Genomic DNA, 25,584 nt, shown 5'->3' on the forward strand with positions numbered 1-25,584 from the left:
GGAAGCTCCAGGCGGGGTGAGGCGAGGGTGAAGCCGGAACGACTCTTCGGCGAAACTCCGGTGCGCGCTTCGTGATCAGCGGTTTCGCGCCGCCTCGGCCAGGCCGAGGACGAGGCGTTCGAGGATGGGGCGCGGCGTGGCGAAGTTGAGCCGCGCGTGGCCGCGGCCCTCCTCACCGCACGCGGGCCCGTCGGTGAGCACGATGCCGGCGCGGTCGCGGAAGAACTCGCCGGGGTGGTCGCCGAGGTCGAGCGCGCGGAAGTCGAGCCACGCGAGGTAGGTGCCCTCGGGTTGCCGGTAGCCGACCTCCGGCAGGTGCTCGGCCAGCAGCGACGTCAGTGCGCGCCGGTTGCCGTCGAGGTAGTCCAGCACCTCGTCGAGCCACGGCTGCCCGGAGGTGTAGGCGGCGGTGTTGGCGATGATGCCGAGGTTGGACGCGCCTTCGGTGACGTGCTCGCCCAGCGCGCGCAGGGCGTCCGCGTCGGCGTCGTTGGAGAGGATCAGCTGCGCGCACTTGAGGCCGGGCAGGTTCCAGGCCTTCGACGCCGAGGTCGCGGTGATCGTGTGACCGGCGGCGGTGTCCGACAGCGACGCGTAGGGAACGTGCCGGTGTCCTGGGTGGACCAGCGGAGCGTGGATCTCGTCGGAGAACACCCGGCCGCCGTTGCGGTCGACGACCTCGCAGACCGCTGCCAGTTCGTCCGGGGTGAACACGCGGCCCAGCGGGTTGTACGGGTTGCACAGGACCAGCAGGCCGCCGCCGGCCTTGAACGCCGCGTCGATGCCGTCCAGGTCGAAGGCGGACCGGGAGCCGTCGTCGGCCATCGGAACCGTGATCAGCTCGCGGCCCATCCCGCCCGGGACCTTCAGGAACGGCATGTAGGCGGGCGTGGGCAGGACGACCTTGCTGCCGGGCTCGCTGAAGTGCTCGATGGTGAGCTTCAGCGCCCGGATGACGTCGGGGATCGGCACGACGCGCTCCGGCGCGACCGGCCAGTCGTGCTTGGCCTGGAAGTCGGCGCAGGCCTGGGACATCTCGGTGACCAGGCGGGGCGGCACGTAGCCGAAGTTCAGCGAGTCGACCCCGGTGTGCAGGGCCTCCAGCACGGCCGGTGCGGTGCCGAAGTCCATCTCCGCGACGAAGGCGCCGATCGCGTCCCCGTGCAGCGTCCACTTGAGACCCCCGCGCGCACGCAGGTCCTCGACGGTCACGGCGTCGAAAGCGTTGCCCACCGCTCATCCTCTCCGCAAGGTCTTCTCGAACCAGTGTGAAGCGTACGGAGCGGTGTTGTAAGCCGGGATTTCGACGTAACCGCGCTTGGCGTACAGCCCACGAGCTTCCACCAGATCGGACCGGGTGTCGAGCCGGATCGCGTGATATCCGAGGGCGGTGACGTGCTCCTCGACCTCCTCGAGGAGCACACCACCCAGCCCGCGTCCCCGGGCGCCGGGCCGGACGTACATCCGCTTCAGCTCGGCGATCCCGGGTCCCAGCTCGCGCACGCCCGCGCACCCGACCGCATCGGGTCCGTCGCGAGCGACCAGGAAGCCCCCCGCCGGCGGGTGCAACCCGTCGTTGGGGTCTTCGGCGATCGCCTCGTCCACCTCGGCCCGGGTGGCCGGGCGGCCGTAGTACCGGCTCGCCATCTCGTCGGTGTACTCGCGCAGCAGAGCGAGGGCGAGCGGGGCGTCGACCGCCTCGGGGACGACCTTCCATCCGGTGTGCACGCGACGATTGTCACCGCCACGTCCAGCGATTTCTCAACGTTGCGGAACTGAGCGCGAGCGGCGCAGCTGCGAGACGTGTGGGCCACGTTCGCAGCTGGCACCGCCGCGGGTTCTGAGACGTAGTCCGGGGAAGACGCCGCGACGCCGTGCATTGGCATGCATCAGGAGTGGCGTCCGGACCCAGGCGGCGTCTCAGGTTCCGCTACCTGCACCGCCACGCAAGATGAGCTCGGAGATCCGCAAGCTCAGCCGAACTCGATTCCGAAGACGTTGAGCAGGCTGTAGATGCCGAGCAGGGTGATGGCGATGCTGCTGACCAGGAGCACGACGTTGAACCAGCGCCCGCCGTGCAGTTCCGGGTCGACCTGGGTCTTGCGCAGGTACAAGGTCGCGATGACCACCGCGGGCAGGAAGATGCCGGTCGCGACACCGCCGATCTGCACCATCACCACCGGCGAGGAGATCGACAGGTACGTCGCGCCCCACAGGATCGGGAGCACCACGATGCACCCGCGGATCCACTTCTCCCGGACCGCCGCGTTGTTCCAGTCCAGCACGCCGAGCGTGGCCAGCACGTTGGTGTACATCCGCGACCAGCTCGGGATGGAGGCCCACAGCGTGGAACCGAGCACCGCGATCGCGCCGATCAGGAAGCCGATGGCCGCCCACTCGCCGATCACGTCGGTGTACATCTGCGACAGCGTGGTGATCATCTCGTTGCCCTCGAGCACCAGGCCCTGCGGGTTGAGCACCGCCGCACCCATGATGAAGAACGCCAGCGTGCCGACCGTGTAGATGATCCAGGAGACGAAGACGTCCTTGTACATCACGCGGATCCAGCCCTGCGCGCGCGCCTTCCACTCCGGGCTGCCGTCGTTGGGGCCGACCCAGCGGGCGTAGCCCTTCTCCACGCACCAGTAGGTGTAGAAGGTGATCTCGTCGGCGCCCACACCGGTGATGCCGAACATCGCCACCGCCGCGCCGATGGCACCGGCCGGGATGGTGAAGGTCAGGCCGCTGAGCACGTCACCGGCGCCGTAGCTGAACGGCGTGAACGGCAGGCCCAGCGCGATCACCACCGTCGCGATGGAGAACACCACGACCAGCGCGAACGCGCCGCGTTCGATCAGGTTGTAGCTGTTGGAGTACAGCAGCGCGATGCTGCCGGCGACGACGATGACCGTCCACACGCCCAGCGAGGTGGCGCTGAGCGGTTCACCGCCCACCGGGATGAGCACGCTCAGGGCTGAGGCGGTGCCGCCGACGATGCCGCCGATCTGCAGGAACTTCGACAGCGCCATCAGGATCCACAGCACGTTGATCCAGCCGATGCGGCCGATCTTGGGCGGTACCTCGTTGAAGCCGGTCAGGGCGGGTTTGCCGGTGAGGATCGTCCAGCGGGCCAGTTCGGCCTGCACGGCGACCTTCACGGCGGTGGACAGGATGACCATCCACAGCAGGACGAAACCCACCTTCGCGCCCAGGGCGGTGGTGGCGATGAGTTCGCCGGAGCCGACGATCGAGGCGCTGACGATCAGGCCGGGGCCGAGGTAGCGCAGGCTGCCTGCCCAGCCGGTGGGTGGTTCCTTGATGCCGTCTGCGGTGAGGAGGTAGGGATCCGCGTTGGCGGTCGCGACCTTGGTTCCCATCGGGCACTCCCTTGTGCCTAGAGGTTGTGCGGGAGACGTGCGAGTTTCACGGTTGTGAAAGTTTCGTACGGTCGTGAAAAGCTACCCACGCGAACAGGGGCGGTCAATCGATCTGGGGAGCCGGGGAATTTTCCTGCCGCGAATCGGGTTGATCACCTGTCGCAACGCGTGTTTCGACCGCTGCCGGTGTCGGTCCGGACGGATAGGGTTTTTCGCATGGTGGGTTCACTTCTGGGGACTGAAGTTCAGCGGGTTGAAGATCCCGACCTGCTCCGGGGCAGGGGCACCTACATCGGCAACCTCGCCGTCGAGGGCATGCTGCACATCGGGTTCGTGCGCTCCCACGTGGCGCACGCCGAGATCGCCGGGATCGACACCTCCGCCGCCGCGCACGCGCCCGGCATCGTCGGCGCCTACACCGCCGCCGACCTGGACCTGCCGGTGCCGGCGCCGTTCGTCGAGGTCAACCCCGAGGTCATCCGACCGCCGCTGGCCACCGACCGGGTGCGCTTCGTCGGCGAACCCGTCGCGGTCGTCGTCGGCGAGTCCGCAGCGGCCGTCACCGACGCCGTCGAGCTCGTCGACGTCGACTACCGCGAACTGCCGGCCGTCACCGACCCCGAGCGGGCGCTCGACGACGACGCCGAACGGCAGTTCCCGGAGCTCGGCTCGAACATCGCCGCCGGATACCGCGACCGCGCAGGCGATTCCGCGCTCGAGGGCGCGGACGTGGTGGTGCGGGCCCGCATCGAGAACCAGCGCGTCGCGGTCGTCCCGCTGGAGGGCAACGCCGTCGCGGTCGAGCCGGGCGGGCCGGACCAGGACCACGACATCACCGTGCACGTCTCGACCCAGATGCCGCACGGCGTGCGCGCGGGCCTGGCCGGGGCGTTCGGTTTCGACAGCGACCGGGTGCGGGTGATCTCGCCGCACGTCGGCGGTGGTTTCGGCGGCAAGGCCGGGGCGATCTCCGAGCACGTGGTGGCGGTCGGGCTCGCGCTGGAGCTGGGCCGCCCGGTGCGCTGGGTCGAGGGGCGCTCGGAGAACATGCAGGGCATGCCGCACGGTCGCGGCCAGGTGCAGTACGCCGAGCTGGGGCTGCGCCGCGACGGCAAGATCGTCGGGATGCGCTGCCGGGTCATCGGCGACTGCGGTGCCTACGCCGGGTTCGGCGGATCGCTGGCGCTGGGCCCGACCCGGACGATGGCGCAGGCCGTCTACGACATCCCGAAGATCAGCTACGACGGCATCGCCGCGCTGACCAACACCACGCCCGTCGGCGCCTTCCGCGGCGCGGGACGTCCCGAGGCGGCGGCGATGGTGGAGCGGATGATGGACCTCGCCGCCGCCGAGCTGGGCGTGGACCCGGTCGCGTTGCGGCGCGAGAACTTCCTGGTCCCGGAGAGCTTCCCGCACAAGACGCTGACCGGCGCCACCTACGACAGCGGCGAGTACGCGGTGCCGTTCGACGAGGCGCTGCGGCTGGCCGGCTACGAGGAGCTGCGCGCCGAGCAGGCCCGCCGCATCGAGGCCGGTGAGCACAAGCTGCTGGGCATCGGGGTCAGCGCCTACGTCGAGATCACCGGCGGTGGCGCGGGCGAGTACGCCGAGGTCGAGGTGCACTCCGAGGGCGCCCGCATCCGGGTCGGGACCTCCGCGCACGGCCAGGGGCACGCCACCGCGTTCGCGATGATCGTCAACGACGCGCTCGGCATCCCGGTGGAGGCGATCGAGTTCGTCCAGTCCGACACCGCCGAGGTGCCGCGCGGCGGCGGCACCGGTGGTTCCCGCTCGCTGCAGATCGGCGGCAGCGCCGTGCGCGAGGCGGGGGAGAAGGTGTTGCAGCGCGCCAAGGAGATCGCGGCGTCCCGGCTGGAGGCCAACGTCGACGACATCGAGGTCACCGACGGCGGTGAACTGGGCGTGGCCGGTGTTCCGAGCGCGACCGTGGCCTGGGCCGACCTGGTCGAGGTCGCGGCGGGGCGGGGCGAGCGGCTGGCGGCCGACGTCGACTTCGCGCCCGGTGGCGCGACCTTCCCGTTCGGCGCGCACGTCTCGGTCGTGGAGGTCGACGTCGAGACCGGCTACGTCGAGCCGTTGCGGCACATCGCGGTCGACGACTGCGGCCGGGTGCTCAACCCGATGCTGGTGCGCGGCCAGCAGCACGGCGGCGCCGCGCAGGGCATCGCCCAAGCGCTGTGGGAGCAGGTCACCTTCGACGCCGACGGCAACCCGGAGACCGCGACCCTGGCCGACTACACGATCCCGTCGGCCGCCGACCTGCCGTCCTTCGAGGTGTCCAACACCGAGACGCCGACGCCGCTGAACCCGTTGGGCGCCAAGGGGATCGGCGAGTCGGCGACGGTCGGCTCCACGCCTGCGGTGCAGAACGCGGTCGTGGACGCGCTCAAGCACCTGGGCGTGCGCCACATCGACATGCCCACCACGCCGGAACGCGTCTGGCAGGCCGCCCGCGACGGAGCCTCGGCGACCTGCTGGCAGGAGCCCCCGGCCGCCTTCGCGACCCTCCCGGCCCGCGCCGAGGACACCCCGGACGAGGAGGAAGCGGTGGTCTGACGGCCTCTCCTCGACCGGGATTCGAACTTCGCGCGAAATTCGAGTGGGAACTTCGGCGCTCGAATTTCGCGCGAAATTCGAATCCGCGGGCCGCGAGGGCGAGTTCGCACGCACCACGGAGGTTGGCATGGAGTGGGAGTTGGCCGAGGTCTACGAGTCCCCGCACGGGAAGGTGCGGTGGGACAGCTTCGGGGAGGGGGAGGCCGTCGTCCTGAACCACGGGACGCCGTTCTCCTCCTTCGTGTGGCGGGACGTGGCGAACGCGCTGAGCGCCCGCTACCGGGTCTACCTGTGGGACATGCCCGGCTACGGCACCTCGGAGAAGTTCGAGGGGCAGGACGTGTCGCTGGCCGCGCAGCAGGAGGTGTTCACCGGGTGGCTGCGGCACTGCGGGCTCAACGAGCCCTCGGTGGTCGCCCACGACTTCGGCGGTGCGGTGTCGCTGCGCAGCGCCCTGCTGGACGGGGTGAAGTACCGGCGGCTCGCGCTGCTGGACGCGGTCAGCATCCGGCCCTGGGGCTCGGAGTTCTTCAACCTCGTCAACGTCCACGCCGAGGTCTTCGCCGCGTTGCCACCGGCGCTGCACGAGTCGCTGGTGCGCGGCTACCTGGCCACCGCCGCGCACCGCGAGATCCGGTCCGACGTGCTGGACCGGCTGGTGGCGCCGTGGCTCGGCGAGGAAGGGCGGCCCGCGTTCTACCGCCAGATCGCCCAGGCCGACGAGCGCTACACGCGCGAGGTCGAGGACCGCTACGGCGACCTGGACTGCCCGGTGCTCATCGGCTGGGGCGAGGAGGACACGTGGATCCCGCCGGACCGGGGGCGGGAGTTGGCCCACCGCATCCCGCACGCCCGGCTGGAGTGGATCCCACGGGCCGGACATCTCGTCCAGGAGGACAACCCGGCGCGGGTGACCGCGCTGATCACGGAGTTCCTCACCTCCTGAGAGTCCAGCATGCGGGAACCCCGTCTCGGGACGTGGTCGCCGACGGTTTAGAGTGTCGTTCGTCCGTTCGTGTGAATCAGGAGGTTCGGCGCTATGGCTGTCGGCCACACCTCGACACCGGAGGTGCGAGGTTCCGGGGAATCGGGGTCCCAAGCCCCACGCAACTCGACCCGACAGGTCGTGCTCGCCAGCCTCGTAGGAACCTCGATCGAGTTCTACGACTTCTACGTCTACGCCACGGCCGCCGTGCTGATCTTCCCGAAGCTGTTCTTCCCGGCGGGGGACGAGACGGCGGCGACGCTGAACTCGCTGGCGACCTTCGGCATCGCCTTCGTCGCCCGGCCGGTCGGCTCGGCGCTGTTCGGCCACTTCGGTGACCGCATCGGCCGCAAGGCCACGCTGGTGGCATCGCTGCTGACGATGGGCATCTCGACGGTGGTCATCGGCCTGCTGCCGGGCTACGCGCAGATCGGCATCGTCGCTCCGCTGCTGCTGGCGCTGTGCCGGTTCGGGCAGGGCCTGGGCCTGGGTGGCGAGTGGGGCGGTGCCGCGCTGCTGGCCACCGAGAACGCCCCGCCGCGCAAGCGGGCGCTGTTCGGCACGTTCCCGCAGCTGGGTGCGCCGATCGGGTTCTTCTTCGCCAACGGCCTGTTCCTGATCCTCTCCGGCGTCATGTCCGACGCCGCGTTCGCGTCGTGGGGCTGGCGGATCCCGTTCCTGGTGTCGGCGGTGCTGGTGGTCGTCGGCCTGTGGGTGCGGCTGAGCCTGAACGAGACCCCGGCGTTCGCGAAGGTGCTGGAGAACAACGAGCGGGCGAAGGTGCCGTTCGTGCAGGTCTTCCGCACCGACTTCAAGGCGCTGGTGCTGGGCACGTTCATCATGCTGGCGACCTACGTGCTGTTCTACCTGATGACGGTGTTCTCGCTGTCCTACGGCACGGCCCAGTCCGGGCTGGGCTACGAGCGCTCGACGTTCCTGGTGATGCTGCTGGTCGGCGTGGTCTTCTTCGGCCTGACCGTGCCGGTCGCGGGCCTGCTCGCCGACCGCTACGGCCGTCGTCCCACGCTGGTGGTCACCACCATCGCGATCATCGTGTTCGGCCTGCTCATGGGCCCGTGGTTCGGTGCTCACTCGACCGTGGCGACCGTGCTGTTCCTGGTGGTCGGCCTGGGCCTGATGGGCATGACCTTCGGCCCGATGGGCGCGCTGCTGCCCGAGCTGTTCCCGACCGCAGTGCGCTACACCGGCGCTTCGGTGTCCTACAACCTGGCCAGTCTGCTGGGTGCCTCGGTCGCGCCCTACATCGCCACCTGGTTGGCCGGTTCCTACGGACTGGGCTGGGTCGGCGTCTACCTGGCGGTCGCCGGCGCGATCACCCTGCTGGCGCTCCTCGCCAGCCGGGAGACGCGGGAGACGTCGCTGGACGGGTGAGTTTCGGCTCGTGGGCCCCGTCCGGATCTTCCGGGCGGGGCCCTGGTCCTTTGAGAACGGTCCCGGAAACCGGACACGGATTACCGCCGTAATCGGGGGGCGGATTACCGGAGTAATCCGGGTTTCGCGGCGGGGCCAGCGGGGTTGCCGGGGGTGAAGGTGGAATGTCGCGACTCGGGGTCATGGGGTGTCGAGGACGCGGGCAACCGAATTCAGCGCAACAGCTCAACAAGCCGGTCGACGAAGGGGATCTGGGCCGGGTTGAGCTTCTGGCGAGCCGTGGTGGGGTCGCACCAGAGGGCTCGGTCGACCTCCGGGAAGGTCTGGCGGCGGCCGGAGCGGGGTGGCCATTCGAGGTCGAAGGTGTTGCTGCGCAAGGACTCCACGTCGAAGTCGCCCTCGGCCGCCCACGCCTTGATGACCTTGCCGCTGCGCAGCTTGACCTCGCCCAGGGCGACCAGGTCGTGGTCGGGCAGGGCCATGCCCGTCTCCTCGGTGAACTCGCGCAGGGCCGCGGCCTTCGGGTCCTCGTCGGGCTCGTACTCGCCCTTGGGCAGCGTCCAGGCGCCGGCGTCCTTGTTCTTGAAGAACGGGCCGCCCGGGTGCACCACCAGGACCTGCGGTCCGTCGGGCCGGTACAGCAGGATCCCGGCGCTTCGCTTGCTCACCCCGGCATTGTGGCGCATCGGCGCGGGACCTGGCGGAAGCGGGCGTTTCCGACGATGCTGACCGCGTGGAACGGGTGGTGCTGCACATCGATCTCGACCAGTTCATCGTCGCCGTGGAGCTGCTGCGGCATCCCGACCTGGTCGGCAAGCCCGTGCTGGTCGGCGGATCGGGCGATCCGACCGAGCGCGGCGTGGTCGCCGGTGCCTCCTACGAGGCCCGCGCTCAGGGCGTGAAGTCGGGGACGCCGCTGCGAACAGCGGCGGCGCGCTGCCCGGACGCGGTGTTCCTGCCCGCCGACCGCGAGACCTACCTGGCCGCCTCCGCCGACGTGATGAACGCGCTCGGCTCGCTCGGCGGGATCCTGGAGGTCATCGGCTGGGACGAGGCGTTCATGCTGGTCGACACCGACGACGCGGTGGAGACCTCCCGCTTCATCCAGCGCCACGTGCGCGAGCGCACCGCGCTCAACTGCTCGATCGGCATCGGCGACAACAAGCTGCGCGCGAAACTGGCCTCCGGCATGGGAAAACCCGCAGGCGTGTTCCGGCTGGACGTGTCCAACTGGGTCGAGGTGATGGCCGACAAGCCCACCGACGCGCTGCAGGGCGTGGGCACCAAGACCGCCAAGAAGCTCGCCGCCCGGGGCATCGCCACCGTCGCCGAGCTGGCCCGGACGCCGATGGCGGACCTGGCGGGCGAGTTCGGCCCCAACATCGGGCCTTGGCTGGTGGCGCTCGCGCACGGCTACGACTCCAGCCCGGTCAGCGACGAGCCGTTCCGGGCCCGCTCCCACGGCCGCGAGGTCACCTTTCAGCGCGACCTGCGCGAGGTCGAGCCGATGCGCGCCGAGATCACCCGCCTGTCCCGTCAGGTCTCCGAGGACCTCGCCGCCGACGACACGCTGGCCCGCCGGGTGGTGGTCAAGCTCCGCGACTCCCGCTTCGCCACGCACACCCACGGCGTCACCCTCGCCGAACCCACCCGGGCCTTCGAACCCATCGAAACCGCTGCTCAGCAGGCCCTCGGCAGGTTCCCGCTGGACCGCCCGGTGCGCCTACTGGGAGTCCGAGCCGAGCTTGTCCGCGAGTAGCGGCGTCAGCCGGAACTCCACCAGGGTGCGCATGGCGAGGGAGAAGTTGGTGCGTTCCACGCCCGGCGTGTCGAGGATGCGGCCGGCGATGCGGTAGAGCTGGTCGGCGTCGGTGGCGACCACGCGCACAAGCAGGTCGGAGTCGCCGGTGAGCCCGAAAACCTCGACCACCTCCGGGATCTCGGCCAGCTCGCCGGCCAGCTGATCGAGGTGCTGCTGGGTGACCTGCACGGTGATGAACGCGGTCAGCGGGTAGCCGAGCGTCGCCGGATCGATGCGGCGCTCGAACGAACCGAGCTTCGGTTCCAGCTTCGCCAGGCGGGCCTGAACCGTGTTGCGGGACAACCCGACTCGCTCGGCCAGCGCGACCACGGTCGCTCGCGGGTCCTCGCGCAGCGCCAGCAGCAGCCGGACGTCGATGTCGTCGAGCGTCTCGGTGGTGGGCAATCTGTTCACCTCGTCGGTCGTTCCGGCCCGTCGCGCTGAGCAGATTGCTCGTTCCCGCAGCCGGGTCTTGTGCAGTGATTGTTGTCTTGGTGTTCTGCTGAGCGCAATGTGGCAACGCGAGGAGGCGTGATGACGAGCGTGGTACCGGCGCGCACCGAGACGGCGGACCTGCGCGAGGTCGAGCAGCGGGTGCTGTGGCTGGCGACCGCGATGATCGACCACGCCAACCGGGTTCGGCCGAACAACTCCGGTCTCAAGGTCGGCGGTCACCAGGCGTCCTGCGCCTCGATGGTCTCGATCATGACCGCCCTGCACTTCGAGCACCTCACCGCCGCCGACCGCGTGTCGGTCAAGCCGCACGCCTCGCCGGTGCTGCACGCGATCAACTACCTGCTCGGCTCGCTCGACGAGGAGCACCTGACCACGCTGCGCGAGTTCGGCGGTGTGCAGAGCTACCCGAGCCGCACCAAGGACCCCGACCCGGCCGACTACTCGACCGGCTCGGTCGGCATCGGCGCCACCGCGCCGATCTGGGGTGCCGTGGCCCGCCGCTACGTCGACACCCACGGTGGAGGGGCGGGCACCGGACGCCAGTACTCGCTGCTCGGCGACGCCGAACTCGACGAAGGCGCCTGCTGGGAGGCGATCCTGGACCCGACCGTCGCCGATCTCGGCGAGGTCGTGTGGATCGTCGACCTCAACCGGCAGTCGCTGGACCGCGTCGTGCCCAACATCGCGGCCAACCGGCTGCAGGGCATGTTCACCGCCGCCGGCTGGCAGGTGATCACCCTCAAGTACGGCCAGGTGCTGGAGGAGCTGTTCGCCCGGCCCGGTGGCGCTGCGATGCGCGAGCGCATCGACGGCATGAGCAACCCCGAGTACCAGCGCCTGCTGCGCTGCACCCCGCAGCAGCTGCGGGAGCGAATCCCCGCCGGTGACAGCGCGATCGAGCAGCTTCTGTCCGATGTGGACGACGAGACGCTGGCGGCGGCGATCCGCAACCTGGGCGGCCACGACCTGGACGCGCTGGACTCGGCGTTCAAGGCCATCGACGACACCCGGCCCACCGTCATCTTCGCCTACACCATCAAGGGCTACGGCCTGGCCACCGAAGGACACCCGCAGAACCACGGCTCGCTGCTGGGCGAGGAGCAGATGCGGCAGCTGGCCGGTCAGGTCGGTGCCGACCTCGACGACCCGTGGCACCGCTTCCCGGCGGGCAGCCCGCCCGGGGAGCTGTGCGCGGCGGCGGCCTCCCGGCTGCGCCGCCGCGAACGCGCCCGGGTCAAGCCGCCGCAGCTGCCCACCGACATCGGGCGCACGCCTAGCGGCACCACCACGACCCAGGCCGCGCTGGGGCGCACGCTGCTGGACCTGACCCGCGAATCCCCCGAGGCCGCCGAGCGGATCGTGACGCTGGCACCCGACGTCAGCTCCACCACCAACCTCGGCGGCTGGCTGAACAAGGTCGGCGTGTGGTCGCCGTCCGAGCGCGTCGACTGGTTCGCCGACGACGCCGAAACCATCCTGCACTGGCGTGAACGCCCGGCCGGCCAGCACATCGAGCTGGGCATCGCCGAGACGAACCTGGTCGGCCTGCTCGGCGAGCTCGGCTCCACCTGGAGCCGCTGGGGCCAGCCGCTGCTGCCGATCGGCGTGGTCTACGACTGCTTCCTGGGGCGCGCGCTCGAACCCTGGTCGTTCGGCGTCTACGCCGGTGGTCAGTCGATCCTGGTCGGCACGCCCTCCGGGGTGAGCCTGGCGCCGGAGGGCGGGGCGCACCAGTCGGTCGGCACGCCCTCGATCGGGCTCGAGCAGCCGGGCGTGACCAGTTACGAACCCGCGTTCGCCGTGGACACCGAGTGGTGCCTGCTCGCGGCCATGTCCCAGCTCGGCAAGCCCGGCGGTGCCTCGTCGTACCTGCGGTTGTCGACCCGCCCGGTGGACCAGTCGCTGGCCTCGGTGCCCACCGACCCGGCGGTCCGAGAGCGGCGCCGCAGGCAGGTCGTCGGGGGCGCCTACGCGCTGCGCCGCGACGCCGACCCGCAGGTGACGCTGGTCGGCATGGGCGCGCTCATGACCGAGGTGCTGGCCGCCGCCGACCGGCTGGCGGAGCAGGGCATCGGCGCGGACGTCGTGTGCGTGACGAGCGCGGACCTGCTGTTCCGGGCGCACCGGGGCGATGCGGACCGCAGCGTGCTGGACCAGGTCTTCCCGGCCGGGCGGGCGCGTCCGGTGGTCACCGTCCTGGATGGACACCCGCACGCGCTGGCGTTCCTGGCGGGCGTGAACCGGACTCCCGCAATCCACTTGGGCGTCACCGGTTTCGGGCAGTCCGGGTCCCTCGAGGACGTCTACCGCCACCACGGGCTCGACACCGACGCCATCGTCGGAGCCGCCCTCGACGCCACCCACCGCTGACCGCCGGGGGCGAGAACTGCGGACCCGGGGAAACCGGGGTTTTCGCCCCGGGGCGTGGGGTTGCTCACTTGGCTGAGGCCGTTCCTCCTGGTTGGGTGTGGGGAGTTCCAGGGGTGGAGGGCAGTGGTGGTGGGTTGTTTCGAGGTTCGGGCCGAAGTGGGTTCAGTCGTGGACGTGTTCAGCCGGGACGTCGCGCCCGCGCTGACGGTGGACGCCGGTGATGTGGTGACCGTGGAGTCGTTGGACTGCAGCGGGCACCTGGAGCGGCAGCGGGTTCCGGGGGAGCAGCGCCCGCTGATGTTCACCGAGCGGCGGGGGCACTGCCTGACCGGGCCGATCGCCGTGCGCGGGGCGAAGCCCGGGATGGTGCTGGCGGTGCACTTCGAGGAGCTCACGCCCGCCGAGTGGGGGTGGACGGCGACCGCGGGCAAGGACAACTGGCTGCTGCGCAGGCTGCGGGTCGCCGATGCCGGGCGATCCTGGCTGCTGTGGGAGCTCGACGGCGGCACCGGCACGAACCAGCACGGCCACACAGTGCCGCTGGCGCCGTTCCTGGGCGTGGTCGGCATGCCGCCGGAGGAACCGGGGGAGCACTCGACGATCCCGCCACGTCCCGAGGGTGGCGGCAACATCGACTGCCGCGAGCTCGTCGCCGGATCGACGCTGTACCTGCCGGTCACCGTGCCCGACGCGATGCTGCTGCTCGGCGACGGGCACGCCCGCCAGGGCGACGGCGAGGTCGGCGGCACCGCCATCGAGTGCGGCATGACCAGCCGCGTTCGGCTGGACCTGATCGTGGATCGCCCGGTTCCCGGCATCCACGCCGAGACCCCGGCCGGTCTGGTGACCTTCGGCTTCGACGCCGACCTCAACGAGGCGACCGCCACGGCGCTGAGCGCGATGGTCGACTGGCTGCAGATCGAGCAGGCCCTGGAACGAGGCCCGGCGCTGGCCCTGGCCAGCGCGACGGTCGACATGCGCATCACCCAGATCGCCAACGAGACCTGGGGCGTGCACGCCGTGCTGCCGACGGGCGTGCTCGGCTGAGCCGTTCGGACGCCGTTCCCCCGGTTTTCACCTGAACTGGGGTGTTCCGGATCCGCTAAACGTGAAAGGTTTTCTGATCAGTTCCGGGTTGATCAGAGGACTGGCACATGGCGGATGTGAGCAGGCGCGGCTTCATGCTGGCCGCAGGCATGACGGGCATGGCGCTCGGTTTCGCGGGGACCGCGTCGGCGAGCCCCCGACCAGCGCGAACGACCCTGGAGGTGGCCGCGCAGCCCGCCTCCGGCGAAGGTTACCGGCGGCTGACCGCCGGGCCCGGCTGGCCGCAGGTGGTGCGCACCGAACTCGCCGTCGCCGACCCCGGCCGGGTCGACCGGCGCGTGCCGGTCACCGCGTTCACGCAGTTCACCGACCTGCACATCACCGACGTGCAGAGTCCCGCGCGCTTCGAGTACCTGCACCCGCTGGCCGGCGGTGCGTTCCGGCCGCAGGAGACGTTGGGCGCGCTGGCCGCGGCCCACCTGGTGCAGCGGGTCAACGAGCTGCGCACCGGCCCGGTGACCGGGCTGCCGATGGACTTCATGATCACCACCGGCGACAGCACCGACAACCACGAGTTCGCCGAGCTCGACTGGTACTTCGCCGTCCTCAACGGCGGGCCGCTCGCGCAGAACACCGGCGCGGCCCACTACGAAGGGGTCCAGGACTCCGGCGACCCGCTGTACTGGCACCCCGAAGGGGGCGTGCGGGACCGCTTCCGCGAGCTGGGGTTCCCGGTGCTGCCCGGTCTGCTGACCGACGCGCTGCGGCCCTTCCGCAGCCCGGGGCTCACCGTCCCCTGGTACGCGGTGTTCGGCAACCACGACAACAGCGTCATGGGCACGCTCGCCGACCAGGTCATCCCGCGCGTCGGCGACTGGTACACCGGCGACCGCAAGATCATCGGGCGGGACGAGCGCGAGGCGGCCGCCGTCGCCGAGATGCTGCGCGGCAGCCGCGAGGTCTCCGGGCAGGCGGTGCTCGACGGCAACACCGTCGTGCGCACCGTGACGCCTGACGAGCGGCGGCACCCGTTCACCACCGAGGAGTTCATCGCCGCCCACCTCGACGAGGCCAACACCGGTCCCGGGCCGGTCGGGCACGGTTTCGACGCCGCCGATCCCAAGCCGCACTACACCTTCCGGATCGCGCCGGGCGTCACCGGGATCGCGCTGGACAGCACCAACACCGCAGGCCTGGCCGAGGGCTCGCTCGGGCTCGAGCAGTACCGGTGGCTCGAGGAGGTGCTCACCAGCGGCAGCTCCACCTACTACGACCAGGTGGGGCGCAAGCCGACCCAGCACGTCACCGACGAGCTGTTCGTGCTGTTCAGCCACCACACCTCGGAGACGATGACCGCGCTGTGGCCCGACTTCCGCTCACCCGGCGAGCCCCGCATCGGCGGTGACGGAGTGGTCCGGCTGCTGCAGCGGTTCCCCAATGTGCTGGCCTGGATCAACGGCCACACCCACCGCAACACCATCACCCCGCACGCCGCCGACGAGCCCGAACGCGGTTTCTGGGAGATCAACACCGCCTCGCACGTCGACTTCCCGCAACTGGCGCGGGTCATCGAGATCGCCGACAACCGCGACGGCACGTTGTCGCTGTTCACGACCCTGATCGAGGCCGACAGCCCGTACCAGGCCGACTACGACGACCACTCGCCCGCCGCGCTCGCGGCGCTGTACCGGGAGCTGTCGTTCAACGACCCGCACACCGACCTGGGCCAGCTCGGCGCCCACGCCGACCGCAACACCGAACTGCTCGTCCCGGGACGCCTGCCGCACTGATCCGGAAGGCGCGCCGTGCCCCGGTCGAGCACCCTGGGAGGGGTCGACCGGGGAGGCCGAGATGAACGTCGTGGTGGGAGTCGACGGATCGGCGGTCGCGCGCAACGCGGCCGCGTGGGCGGCGCGCGAAGCGGTGCGGCGGGGCTGCGAGCTGCGGATCGTCTACGCGGACCCGACCGCGCATCCGGGCGAGGACCACGTGCGGGCTCAGGTCACCCGCTGGCTCGCCGATGCCGCCGGGCACGCCCAGATGCAGCAGCCCGACGCCAAGGTGACCACCGCGGCCGTCCCAGGTTCACCCGAGCGGGTGCTCGTGGCCGAGTCGGCCGCCGCGGAGCTGCTCGTGGTCGGCGACCGGGGCTTCGGCGGGTTCACCGGGCTGCTGGCCGGTGCGGTCGCGGTCAAGGTCGCCGCGCACGCGCTCGGATCCGTCGTGGTCGTGCCGGACGTGGGAGATCCGCCCACGTTCCCCACCGTCGGGCCGATCGTGGCCGGGGTCGACGACGTCGAATCGGCCGCGCCCGTGCTCGCCCAGGGCTTCCGGCTCGCCGACTCGCTCGGCGAACCGCTGCACGTGGTGCACACCTGGGAGGTCGTCGGCATCGACCTGAAGTGGCTGCGCAGCAGGCTGCCCGCGGAGGAGGTCGCCGAGAAGGAGCAGCTGTTCCTCGCCGAGGTCATGGCCGGTTGGCAGGAGCGGTTCCCCGGGGTCGAGGTCCAGCGGATCGTCGGCCGGGGTTCCCCGGTGGCCGCCCTGATCAACCACTCGGCCGAGGCGCAGCTGGTCGTCGTAGGCGCGCACGGACGAGGTGGTGTCGCGGGTGCGCACCTGGGGTCGACCAGCCACAAGCTCATCCACCACGCCCCCGCACCGCTGCTGATCGTTCGTTCGCGGCCTTGACGCCGTTGTGACCGAGTTCTCATTCTCAGATGCGCATGTTCTTCCGCACTCGACGAGGAGTGGTTATGAAGACGAAGGCCGCGATCCTGCACGAGCCGGGCAAGGACTGGGAAGTCGAAGAGATCGAACTGGGCGATCCGATCGAGGGCGAAGTGCAGGTGAGGCTCGCGGCCTCGGGCCTGTGCCACTCGGACGAGCACCTGCGCACCGGTGCCACCCCGATGGCGATCTACCCCGCTGTCGGCGGTCACGAAGGTGCCGGTGTGGTCACCAAGGTGGGTCCCGGGGTGACCGGGATCAGCGAGGGCGACCACGTGGTGCTGACCTTCATCCCCGGGTGCGGCAGGTGCCGGGCCTGCGCCCAGGGCATGCAGAACCTCTGCGACGCCGGCGCGGGTCTGCTCTCGGGCGAGGCCATCTCCGGCGGTTACCGCATCAACTACCAGGGCAAACCGGTGGCGCCGATGTGCCTGCTGGGCACCTTCGCGCCGTACGTGACGGTCAACCAGGCCTCGGTGCAGACCATCGAGAAGGACATCCCGCTGGACAAGGCGGCGCTGCTGGGCTGCGGCGTGTCGACCGGCTGGGGCACCGCCACCGAGATCGGCGGGACCCGCACCGGCGACACCGTGGTCGTCATGGGCTGCGGGGGTGTCGGCATCAACGCCGTGCAGGGCGCGGCCGCGGCGGGCGCGCGCTACGTCGTGGCGGTCGACCCGGTGGAGTTCAAGCGGTCCAAGGCCGAGGAGCTCGGCGCCACCCACACCTTCGCCACGATGGAGGAGGCGCACGCGGCGGTCGGGGAGCTGACCTGGGGTCAGCTGGCCGACAACGTGCTGATCTGCATCGGCGAGACCACCGGCGAGCACCTGCAGCCCGCGCTGTCGATGACCAAGAAGGGCGGCCAGGTCGTGGTCACCGGCATGGGCCGGGCCGACCAGATCGACGCGCAGGTCAGCCTGTTCGAACTCACCTTGCTGCAGAAGCGGCTGCAGGGCGCGATCTTCGGCGGCGTCAGCCCCCGCACCCAGATCCCGCGCCTGCTCGAGCACTACCGCAACGGCACGCTCAAGCTCGACGAACTGGTCACCACCGAGTACTCGCTGGAGGACATCAACACCGGCTACGCCGACATGATGGCGGGCAAGAACCTGCGCGGCATCATCCGCTACACCGAGGCCGACTACTGATCGGCGTGCGCCCGCGCGAGCTCGCGCATCGCCGTGTCCAACAGGTCCGAGAGCGCGAGCTCCGGATGATCCAGCCAGTGCTGGTACGCCGACAGCGCCACGCCGAGCGCGGCGTGCGCGATGGTCTGCGGGGTCAGTGCGGTTGACGGCTCGCCGAGGCGGTGGCCGGCGAACTCGGCCACCACCTCGCGCCAGGACTCGAAGCGCAACGTCGAATGCGCTTGCAGTGCGGGCACTCCCAGGATCAGCCGCATCCGCCTGCGGTGCTCCGGGACCTGCTCCTCGGGCACCCGGTTGAACTCGACCAGGCAGTGCCGCACCGCGTCCATCAGCGGGAGGTCCTCCGGCAGCGCGCGGAACTCGGCGCGCATCCGCTCCAGGCCGGAGTCGAAGTCTCCCCACGGGATGTCGTTCTTCGACGGGAAGTAGTGGAAGAACGTGCGCCGCGCGATGCCCGCCGCGGCCGCGATGTCGGTGACCGTGGTGCGTTCGAAGCCCTGTTCGTCGAACAGGTCGAAGGCGACCTTCTCCAATTCGGCTGCGGTGGTGACCTTTCGGCGCCCACCGGGTCGCTGCACTGCTCCAGATGTGTCAGGCCGCAAGGAATTCCGCTCCACGTCTTGTGAAAATGCACCCGGTGCAAATACCGTGTCGATGGTAGCTCGACACTGTGAGGAGCATCGCATGTCTGACCAGCAGATCGAACAGAGCACCGGCAACGAGCCCGTCGTCGAGGAAGAGCTCCTGGTCGAGGAGGTCTCCATCGACGGGATGTGCGGGGTCTACTGACCATGACCGCCGCGGAGTTCGACATCGGCCGCGGCTACCGGCTGAACCCGCAGGTCGCGTTGCGCCCCGAGCCCTTCGGGGCGCTCGCGTACCACTTCGGGAACCGGAAGCTGTCGTTCCTGAAAGTGCCCGAACTGGTGGAACTCGTCCGCGAACTCGGTGAGCACGCCAGCGTCGAAGACGCGCTGGCGAGCGTTCCCGAACAACGCCGCCCGCAGTTCCGCAAAGCACTGGCCTCCCTCGCAGACTCCGAGATGATCCTCCCCCAGAGTTGAAGAGGTCGATCACCTTGCTTGGCGGTGCCAGTGGCGGAACCTGAGGCGGTCCTCCTGCTCCGGGCGCGCCGACTCATGTATGCCAATACACCACGTCGACGCGTCCTCACAGGAGAACCACCTCAGAACCCGCGGCGGTGCCGGCTGAGTCCCACACCTGAGACGGCGGCTTCGCCGCGTTGAAGAGAACTTGCCATCCAATGCAGACGACGATGTCCCGTTGGAAGTGAGCCGAGATGACCACCACCGCACCGGTTCCCGCGTTGGTCGAGCAGTTCAAGGGCGGTCTGGACGCCCCGATCTGCCTGACCTGGGAATGGACCTACGCCTGCAACCTCGCCTGCGAGCACTGCCTGTCCTCTTCGGGCAGACGTGACCCGAACGAGCTGTCCACCGCCGAGATGAAGGCGGTCATCGACGAGCTGCAACGCATGCAGGTCTTCTACGTCAACGTCGGCGGCGGTGAACCCACCGTGCGCCCCGACTTCTGGGAACTCCTCGACTACGCCATCGACCACCAGGTCGGCGTGAAGTTCTCCACCAACGGTCTGCGCATCGATCCCGAACGCGCGCGCCGGCTGGCCGCCACCGACTACGTCGACGTGCAGATCTCCCTCGACGGCGCCACCCGCGAGGTCAACGACGCCGTGCGCGGGCCCGGCTCGTTCGACATGGCGATGCGCGCGCTGGAGAACCTCTCCGCGGCCGGCATGCGCGACTTCAAGATCTCGGTCGTGATGACCAGCCAGAACGTCGACCAGCTCGACGACTTCAAGGCCATCTCCGACCGCTTCGGCGCGCAGCTGCGCATCACCCGGCTGCGGCCCTCCGGGCGCGGCGCCGACGTGTGGGACGAGCTGCACCCCTCCGACGCGCAGCAGCGGCAGATCTACGACTGGCTGGTCGCCCACGGCGACCAAGTGCTCACCGGCGACTCGTTCTTCCACCTCAACGCGCTGGGGTCGACCCCGCTGCCGGGGCTGAACCTGTGCGGCGCGGGGCGGGTGGTGTGCCTGATCGACCCCGTCGGCGACGTCTACGCGTGCCCGTTCGCCATCCACGACGTGTTCAAGGGCGGGAACGTCCGCGACGAGGGCGGTTTCGCCCGCGTGTGGCGGGAGTCGGAGCTGTTCAACGACCTCCGGCAGCCGCAGTCGGCGGGCGCGTGCACCTCCTGCTCGCAGTACGACGCCTGCCAGGGCGGTTGCATGGCGGCGAAGTTCTTCACCGGGCTGCCGCTGGACGGGCCGGATCCCGAGTGCGTGAAGGGCCACGGCCGGTCCGCGCTGTCCATCGTGGACAAGAGTGAGCTGCCGAAGGCGACGCAGGACCACTCGCGGTCCTCGCGGCGCAAGGTGGGGCTGGGCATGCCGGCCGTCCCAGCGAAGCCGTGCGACTCGTCTCCGCTGGTGAGTGAGCTGTGAAGCTCGTCGACCCGGTCCGGCTCGGCCGGTCCTCAGCCCCTTCGCGGGTCCTGTTCGGACCGCACGAGACCAACCTCGGGCGTGAGCGGGACATCTCGGACCGGCACGTCGCCTACTACGCGGCCCGGGCCGCGGGTGGTGCCGGCGTGCTGGTCACCGAGATCGCGAGCGCGCACGACTCGGACTGGCCGTACGAGCGGGCCCCGCTGGCGTCGCGCTGCGGTCCCGGGTGGGCGGCCGTGGCCGAGGCCTGCCGTCCCCACGGGACGGTGGTGCTGGCCGGGCTCGGCCACTCGGGTTCGCAGGGCTCGTCGGCGTTCTCGCAGCGCGTGCTGTGGGCGCCCTCGCGGGTGGCCGACGTGGCCAGCCGCGAGATGCCGATGGAACTGGAGCAGGACGAGATCGACTCGCTGGTCGCCGGTTTCGCCGCCGCGTCGCGTGAGGCGGTGCGCAGCGGCCTGCACGGGGTGGAGCTCAACGCCGGGCAGTTCTCGCTGCTGCGGCAGTTCCTGTCCGGGCTGACCAACCAGCGCGGCGACGGCTACGGCACCGACCGCACCCGCCTGCTGCGCGAAGTCCTGGCCGCGGTGCGCGAAGCGGTCGGCGACGGCGTGCTCGGGCTGCGGCTGTCCTGCGACGAACTCGCCCCCTGGGCGGGGATCACGCCGGAGGCGGCGGCCGGGATCGTCGAGTCGATCCGCGAGGACGTCGACTACCTGGCCGTCGTGCGCGGGTCGGCGATGGGCACTTCCGCGACACGGCCCGACCTGCACACCGAACCCGGTTTCAACATCGACCTCTGCCGCGCGATCCGCGAGTCCGCCGCGGGTGCACCGGTCGTCCTCCAAGGCAGCGTCGTCGACCCGGGCCAGGCCCAACGGGCCCTCGACGACGGCGTCGCCGACCTCGTCGAGATGACCCGCGCGCAGATCGCCGACCCCGACGTCGTCGCCAAGACCCGCAGCGGCACCCCGGCCCGCCCCTGCGTGCTGTGCAACCAGAAGTGCCAGGTCCGAGACAACCGCAACCCCATCATCACCTGCATCGTCAACCCCTCCGCCGGTCACGAACCCGACGAGATCCCGATTTCAATGGAAGTTGGGAGTCGGATCTCAATGGAAATCGGGGACCTGAGTTCCATGGAAATCGGGTCCCGGGTTTCCACTGGAGTCGGGGACCCGAGTTCCGTGGGAGTCCGGTCTCGGAGCGGGGTTCGGGGTGGTTCGGAGCCGGTGTTGGTGGTGGGGGGTGGTCCTGCGGGGTTGGAGGCGGCTCGAGTTCTGGCTTCCCGGGGGCGGGCGGTGACCCTCGTCGAGCGGGAGGAACAGCTCGGGGGGATGGTTCGGCGGGCTGCCGAGGTCGCGGGCCGGGGGCGTGTGTGGCAGGCGATCGAGTGGCTGGAGGCGGAGGTCCGCCGGCTCGGAGTCGAGGTGCGGCTCGGGGTCGAGGCCGGGCCTGCGGAGCTGGCCGGGCGCGAGGTCGTGGTGGCCACCGGGTCGGTGCCCGGGCCGTGGGGGTTCAAGGTCGAGGGAGGTGCGGTGCTCGACGTCGTCGAGGCCTTGAGCGCTGACGTTTCCGCTGGTCCGGTGGTGGTGCACGACCCCGTCGGCGATCACGTCGGAGTCGGGGTGGCCGAGCTGCTGGCCGCGCGCGGCGTGGAGTCCGCGATCGTGACGCAAGATCAGGTCGTGGGCACCCAACTCGCGCTGACCGGCGACCTCGCCGACGCCAACGCACGGCTGCAGCGCGCCGGGGTGGCGCTGGAGAAGCGCTCGCTGCTGCGCGAAGTCCACCCCGACCACGTCGTGCTCGAAGACGTCCACACCGCCGAAACCCGCGAACGCCCCGCGGCCGTCGTCGTCCACTGCGGACACCGGCTGCCGGATGAGACCCTGGAGGGGACGCGGATCGGTGACTGCGTGGCACCGCGCACGATCCACGAGGCGATCCTGGAAGGCCGCCGGGCGGCAGGAGGTCTGCGATGAGCCGCTACCTGTTCTCCCCGCTGCGGCTGGGGCCGGTGACGGTGCGCAACCGCATCGTGTTCTCCGCGCACCTGACCAACTACGCGCGCGACGGTCACCCGACCGAGCAGCACGCCGCCTACTACGCGGCGCGCGCCGAGGGCGGCGCCGGGTTGGTCATCACCGAGGAGCACTCCACGCACCCGACCGACTGGCCCTACGAGAAGCTCATCCACGGCTTCGACCCGTCGGTGATCGCCGGCTACCGCCGCATCACCGAGGCCGTGCACGCCCACGGAACCCCGATCTTCGCGCAGCTCAACCACAACGGCGGACAGGCGTCCTCGATGTACTCGCGGCTGCCGGTGTGGGCGCCCTCGGCGGTGCCCGACCCGATGTTCCGCGAAGTGCCCAAGGCCATCGACACCCGCGAGATCGCCGAGGTCGTCGCCGGGTACGGCACCGTGGCCGCGCACTGCGCCGAAGGCGACTTCGACGGGGTGGAGCTGCAGTGCTCGCACTCGTCGATCGTGCGCGGGTTCCTGTCCCCGGCCACCAACAAGCGCACCGACGACTACGGCGGATCGCTGGCCGGACGGGCCCGCATCCTGCTGGAGATCATCGACGCGGTCCGCGAGTCCATCGGCCCGGACCGGGCGCTGGGCGTGCGGATCTGCGGCGACGAGCTCATCGAGGGCGGCACCACCATCGACGAGGCCGTCGAGGTCGCCAAGATGGTCGAGGCCACCGGGAAGGTCGACTACATCAACACATCGATCGGCGTGGCCACCTCGACGCTGTACATGATCGAGGCGTCGATGGCGATCCCGCCGGGCTACGCGCTGTTCATCTCCAACGCCATCCGCCAGGCGGTGGACCTGCCGGTCGTCGGCGTCGGCCGCATCAAGGACCCGCTGCAGGCCGAACGCGCCCTGGAGGAGGGCCACTGCGACCTGGTCGGCGTGGTGCGCGGGCAGATCGCCGACGCCGACTTCGCCGCCAAGGCCCGCTCCGGGCACGCCACCGACATCCGCACCTGCCTGTCCTGCAACCAGGAGTGCGTCGGCCGGATGGGCCTCAACCGCTGGCTCGGCTGCATCGAGAACCCGCGCACCGGGAGGGAATCCGTCGCGCTGCCGATGCCGCGCAGGCGCGGCCGGGTCTTGGTGGTCGGCGGCGGCCCGGCCGGTCTGCAGGCCGCTGCCACCGCCGCCGAGCGCGGCCACCACGTCACCCTCTTCGAGCGCGCACCCGAGACCGGTGGTCAGGTCGCGCAGGCCGCGAGCGTGCCGGGGCGGGCCGAGTTCCTCGACGTGGTCCGGAACCTGCGCGCCGAGTGCGAGCGCCACGGGGTCGACGTCAAGACCGGGATCGAGGCCACCGCGCAGCTGCTGCGCGAGGAGCACCCCGACGCCGTGGTGCTGGCCACCGGTGCCCGCCCGCAAGCGCCCTGGTGGGCCGGGGACCTGGAGCGCGTGGTCGACGTCCGCGACGTGCTCGCCGGGGACGCCGCCCCCGAGGGCGAGGTGCTGATCGTCGACGAGCTCGGCTTCCACCAGGCCGCCTCGGTCGCCGAACTGCTGGCCGACCGGGGGTGCCGGGTGCAGATCAGCACCCCGGGCATGGTCGTCTGCCAGGACCTCGGCGTCACGCTGGACATGGAGACCTTCAGCATCCGCGCCCACGCCAAGGGGATCGGGCAGCGCACCGACGAGGTCGTCATGGCCGCCTCCGCGGACGGCGAGCGCGTGTCGCTGCAGATCCTCAAGCACACCACCGGCGAGACCGGCGAGCACACCTTCGACTGGGTGGTGTGCGCGGTGCACCAGAGCCCGGTCGACGAGTTGTGGCACGAGCTGCGCGACGCGCCGTTCCCGGTGCACCGCGCGGGCGACTGCCTGGCACCGCGCCGCGCGCACGCGGCCGTGATCGAGGGACATCGAGTGGCGGTGGGACTTTGACTGTTCCCACGCCTAGAGGCGGGGTTTTCCCGTCCGGCTCGCGCCGGATGGTTCCTGCTTCGTAGCCGACTGCTGAAGGGAGGGCCCTTGCAGACTTACACCAGCTCCACAGGCTTCGCCGGGGTTGTCCCCGGCTACCGCTCGACCAGCGGCAAGGATGTTCTTCGCGGCGTTGATGTCCCGGTCGTGCCGGGTGCCGCATCCGGGGCATTTCCAGTGCCGGACGGAGAGCTTCAGTTCAGGCAGCAGGTGTCCGCAGTGGGAGCAGGTTTTCGACGAGGGGTACCAGCGGTCGATCACCACGACCCGCTTACCGGCGCGTTCGGCCTTGTACTCCAGCTGACGCCGGAACTCACCGAGCGCCGCATCCATCACGGCACGGTTGAGCCCGGCTTTGGCGCGCACGTTGCGACCCGGCTCATCCACGGTTCCGCGCGCCGAGGCGGCCATGCCTGCAACGTTGAGGTTTTCGATCGCGATCAGATCGTTTTCACGGACCAGGCAAGTGCTGGTGCGGTGCCGGAAGTCGGCACGAGCCGTGCGGATCTTGCGGTGTGCCCGCGCGACCTTGGCCTTGGCCTTGCGTCGGTTCGCCGAGCCGCGCTGCTTGCGCGCCATACGCCGTTGGTAGCGAGCAAGGTTGCGGGCTTTGCGATCCAGATGACGCGGGTTGGCGATCTTCTCGCCGGTGGACAGGGTGGCGAAGTCCTTCACCCCGAGGTCCACACCTACCGCGCGGCCGGTTGGTTCGGCGGGTTGGGGGTCGTCGGTGCCCACGGCGAAGGTCACGTACCAACGCCCGTCAGGATCACGCGACACGATGACCATCGTCGGGTTCAGCGTGGCCAGAATTTCGGTGTTCCAGGACCACAGGAATTCAAGCGGCGTGGTGTGCTTCGCCAGCGTCAACTTGCCCTCACGCAGCCGGAATGCGCTGCGCGTGTAGTGCGCCGACTGGCGACCGTTGCGGGACTTGAATCTCGGGTACTTCGCGCGCCCGGCGACGAAGTTCTGGTAAGCGGTGTGCTGGTGCCGAAGCGTCTGCTGCAACGGCACGCTCGACACCTCGGACAGGTCTTCTGTCTTCTTCCGGGCAGTCAGCGCAGCGTCGGTCTCCTTGTACGAGGTCTTGACGCCATGCGCGTGATAAGCGCGATGCCGCTGGTCAAGGGTCTTGCTCCATACCAGGCGCACACACCCGAACGTGCGGCCAGCTGGGCTGCCTGCTCGGTGGTCGGGTAGGCCCGCACCTTGTACGCCATCCTCACAACATCAAATTTACGCG

General features: G+C 70.3%; 21 protein-coding genes and 1 pseudogene. 14 read left to right on the plus strand and 8 right to left on the minus strand.

Features of this window, described 5'->3' with window-relative positions; genetic code table 11:
- Positions 1–75: 75 nt before the first annotated feature.
- The 3 genes from R4I43_RS07175 to R4I43_RS07185 all read right to left on the minus strand — a co-directional run bounded on the left by R4I43_RS07175 (position 76) and on the right by R4I43_RS07185 (position 3,377).
- Positions 76–1,233, minus strand: a complete 1,158-nt coding sequence (locus R4I43_RS07175; protein WP_324264742.1) for a MalY/PatB family protein — start codon at positions 1,231–1,233, stop codon at positions 76–78.
- Between the two features lie 3 nt (positions 1,234–1,236).
- Complete coding sequence (locus tag R4I43_RS07180) at positions 1,237–1,728, minus strand: GNAT family N-acetyltransferase (RefSeq protein WP_324264743.1); 492 nt, start codon at positions 1,726–1,728, stop codon at positions 1,237–1,239.
- 245 nt (positions 1,729–1,973) lie between these two features.
- Positions 1,974–3,377 carry an Nramp family divalent metal transporter gene (locus tag R4I43_RS07185; RefSeq protein WP_324264744.1) on the minus strand — a complete coding sequence of 468 codons (1,404 nt, stop codon included), beginning with the start codon at positions 3,375–3,377 and terminating at the stop codon, positions 1,974–1,976.
- Positions 3,378–3,593: 216 nt separating this feature from the next.
- On the opposite strand from R4I43_RS07185, the gene R4I43_RS07190 reads away from it, so the two are divergent.
- From R4I43_RS07190 to R4I43_RS07200, 3 genes are all read left to right on the plus strand, one after another.
- Positions 3,594–5,954 (plus strand): xanthine dehydrogenase family protein molybdopterin-binding subunit, encoded by a 2,361-nt coding sequence (locus tag R4I43_RS07190; protein ID WP_324264745.1) that lies wholly within the window; start codon positions 3,594–3,596, stop codon positions 5,952–5,954.
- 127 nt (positions 5,955–6,081) lie between these two features.
- Complete coding sequence (locus R4I43_RS07195) at positions 6,082–6,900, plus strand: alpha/beta fold hydrolase (protein ID WP_324264746.1); 819 nt, start codon at positions 6,082–6,084, stop codon at positions 6,898–6,900.
- A 93-nt stretch (positions 6,901–6,993) separates the two neighbouring features.
- Positions 6,994–8,331 carry an MFS transporter gene (locus R4I43_RS07200; protein WP_324264747.1) on the plus strand — a complete coding sequence of 446 codons (1,338 nt, stop codon included), beginning with the start codon at positions 6,994–6,996 and terminating at the stop codon, positions 8,329–8,331.
- Between the two features lie 212 nt (positions 8,332–8,543).
- Here the strand turns inward: R4I43_RS07200 and R4I43_RS07205 are convergent, their stop codons facing one another.
- Positions 8,544–9,017, minus strand: coding sequence for an NUDIX domain-containing protein (locus tag R4I43_RS07205; RefSeq protein WP_324264748.1), 474 nt, complete (start codon positions 9,015–9,017; stop codon positions 8,544–8,546).
- 47 nt (positions 9,018–9,064) lie between these two features.
- Here R4I43_RS07205 and R4I43_RS07210 point away from each other — a divergent pair, with 47 nt between their 5' ends.
- Positions 9,065–10,090, plus strand: coding sequence for a DNA polymerase IV (locus tag R4I43_RS07210; RefSeq protein ID WP_324264749.1), 1,026 nt, complete (start codon positions 9,065–9,067; stop codon positions 10,088–10,090).
- Here R4I43_RS07210 and R4I43_RS07215 read toward each other — a convergent pair.
- Positions 10,055–10,537 (minus strand): Lrp/AsnC family transcriptional regulator, encoded by a 483-nt coding sequence (locus R4I43_RS07215; RefSeq protein ID WP_324264750.1) that lies wholly within the window; start codon positions 10,535–10,537, stop codon positions 10,055–10,057. The two genes, R4I43_RS07210 and R4I43_RS07215, sit on opposite strands and share 36 nt — an antisense overlap.
- Positions 10,538–10,666: 129 nt before the next feature.
- Here R4I43_RS07215 and R4I43_RS07220 point away from each other — a divergent pair, with 129 nt between their 5' ends.
- The 5 genes from R4I43_RS07220 to R4I43_RS07240 all read left to right on the plus strand — a co-directional run bounded on the left by R4I43_RS07220 (position 10,667) and on the right by R4I43_RS07240 (position 17,886).
- Positions 10,667–12,958 carry a transketolase-like TK C-terminal-containing protein gene (locus R4I43_RS07220; RefSeq protein ID WP_324264751.1) on the plus strand — a complete coding sequence of 764 codons (2,292 nt, stop codon included), beginning with the start codon at positions 10,667–10,669 and terminating at the stop codon, positions 12,956–12,958.
- Positions 12,959–13,114: 156 nt separating this feature from the next.
- Positions 13,115–14,005 carry an acetamidase/formamidase family protein gene (locus R4I43_RS07225; RefSeq protein WP_324264752.1) on the plus strand — a complete coding sequence of 297 codons (891 nt, stop codon included), beginning with the start codon at positions 13,115–13,117 and terminating at the stop codon, positions 14,003–14,005.
- Between the two features lie 107 nt (positions 14,006–14,112).
- Positions 14,113–15,795: a TIGR03767 family metallophosphoesterase gene (locus R4I43_RS07230; protein ID WP_324264753.1), complete on the plus strand. Its 1,683-nt coding sequence runs from the start codon at positions 14,113–14,115 to the stop codon at positions 15,793–15,795.
- Between the two features lie 61 nt (positions 15,796–15,856).
- A complete protein-coding gene (locus R4I43_RS07235; protein WP_324264754.1) occupies positions 15,857–16,696 on the plus strand; it encodes a universal stress protein in 840 nt (279 codons plus the stop codon).
- A gap of 65 nt (positions 16,697–16,761) precedes the next feature.
- The gene (locus R4I43_RS07240) at positions 16,762–17,886 is read left to right on the plus strand and encodes an NDMA-dependent alcohol dehydrogenase (RefSeq protein WP_324264755.1); all 1,125 of its coding nucleotides are present in this window, start codon (positions 16,762–16,764) and stop codon (positions 17,884–17,886) included.
- Here the strand turns inward: R4I43_RS07240 and mftR are convergent.
- Positions 17,880–18,464 carry a mycofactocin system transcriptional regulator gene (gene mftR / locus R4I43_RS07245; protein ID WP_324264756.1) on the minus strand — a complete coding sequence of 195 codons (585 nt, stop codon included), beginning with the start codon at positions 18,462–18,464 and terminating at the stop codon, positions 17,880–17,882. The genes R4I43_RS07240 and mftR overlap by 7 nt on opposite strands.
- 106 nt (positions 18,465–18,570) lie before the next feature.
- On the opposite strand from mftR, the gene mftA reads away from it, so the two are divergent.
- The 5 genes from mftA (at position 18,571) to R4I43_RS07270 (ending at position 24,299) form a co-directional block, all read left to right on the plus strand.
- A complete protein-coding gene (mftA, locus tag R4I43_RS07250) occupies positions 18,571–18,675 on the plus strand; it encodes a mycofactocin precursor MftA (protein WP_324264757.1) in 105 nt (34 codons plus the stop codon).
- 2 nt (positions 18,676–18,677) lie between these two features.
- A complete protein-coding gene (gene mftB / locus R4I43_RS07255; protein WP_324264758.1) occupies positions 18,678–18,950 on the plus strand; it encodes a mycofactocin biosynthesis chaperone MftB in 273 nt (90 codons plus the stop codon).
- Positions 18,951–19,186: 236 nt separating this feature from the next.
- Positions 19,187–20,374, plus strand: a complete 1,188-nt coding sequence (mftC, locus tag R4I43_RS07260; protein WP_324264759.1) for a mycofactocin radical SAM maturase — start codon at positions 19,187–19,189, stop codon at positions 20,372–20,374.
- Positions 20,371–22,359 (plus strand): oxidoreductase, encoded by a 1,989-nt coding sequence (locus tag R4I43_RS07265; protein WP_324264760.1) that lies wholly within the window; start codon positions 20,371–20,373, stop codon positions 22,357–22,359. Before mftC ends, R4I43_RS07265 begins: the two co-directional genes overlap by 4 nt.
- Complete coding sequence (locus R4I43_RS07270; protein ID WP_324264761.1) at positions 22,356–24,299, plus strand: mycofactocin system FadH/OYE family oxidoreductase 2; 1,944 nt, start codon at positions 22,356–22,358, stop codon at positions 24,297–24,299. The genes R4I43_RS07265 and R4I43_RS07270 overlap by 4 nt, the downstream gene beginning before the upstream one ends.
- A gap of 12 nt (positions 24,300–24,311) precedes the next feature.
- Here the strand turns inward: R4I43_RS07270 and R4I43_RS07275 are convergent, their stop codons facing one another.
- Positions 24,312–25,493, minus strand: coding sequence for an RNA-guided endonuclease InsQ/TnpB family protein (locus R4I43_RS07275; RefSeq protein WP_324264762.1), 1,182 nt, complete (start codon positions 25,491–25,493; stop codon positions 24,312–24,314).
- A pseudogene (locus R4I43_RS34275) lies at positions 25,494–25,561 on the minus strand (helix-turn-helix domain-containing protein); the annotation flags it as partial.
- Positions 25,562–25,584: the final 23 nt, after the last annotated feature.

It is taken from the genome of Saccharopolyspora mangrovi, assembly GCF_035320975.1.
Lineage (GTDB): Bacteria > Actinomycetota > Actinomycetes > Mycobacteriales > Pseudonocardiaceae > Saccharopolyspora > Saccharopolyspora mangrovi.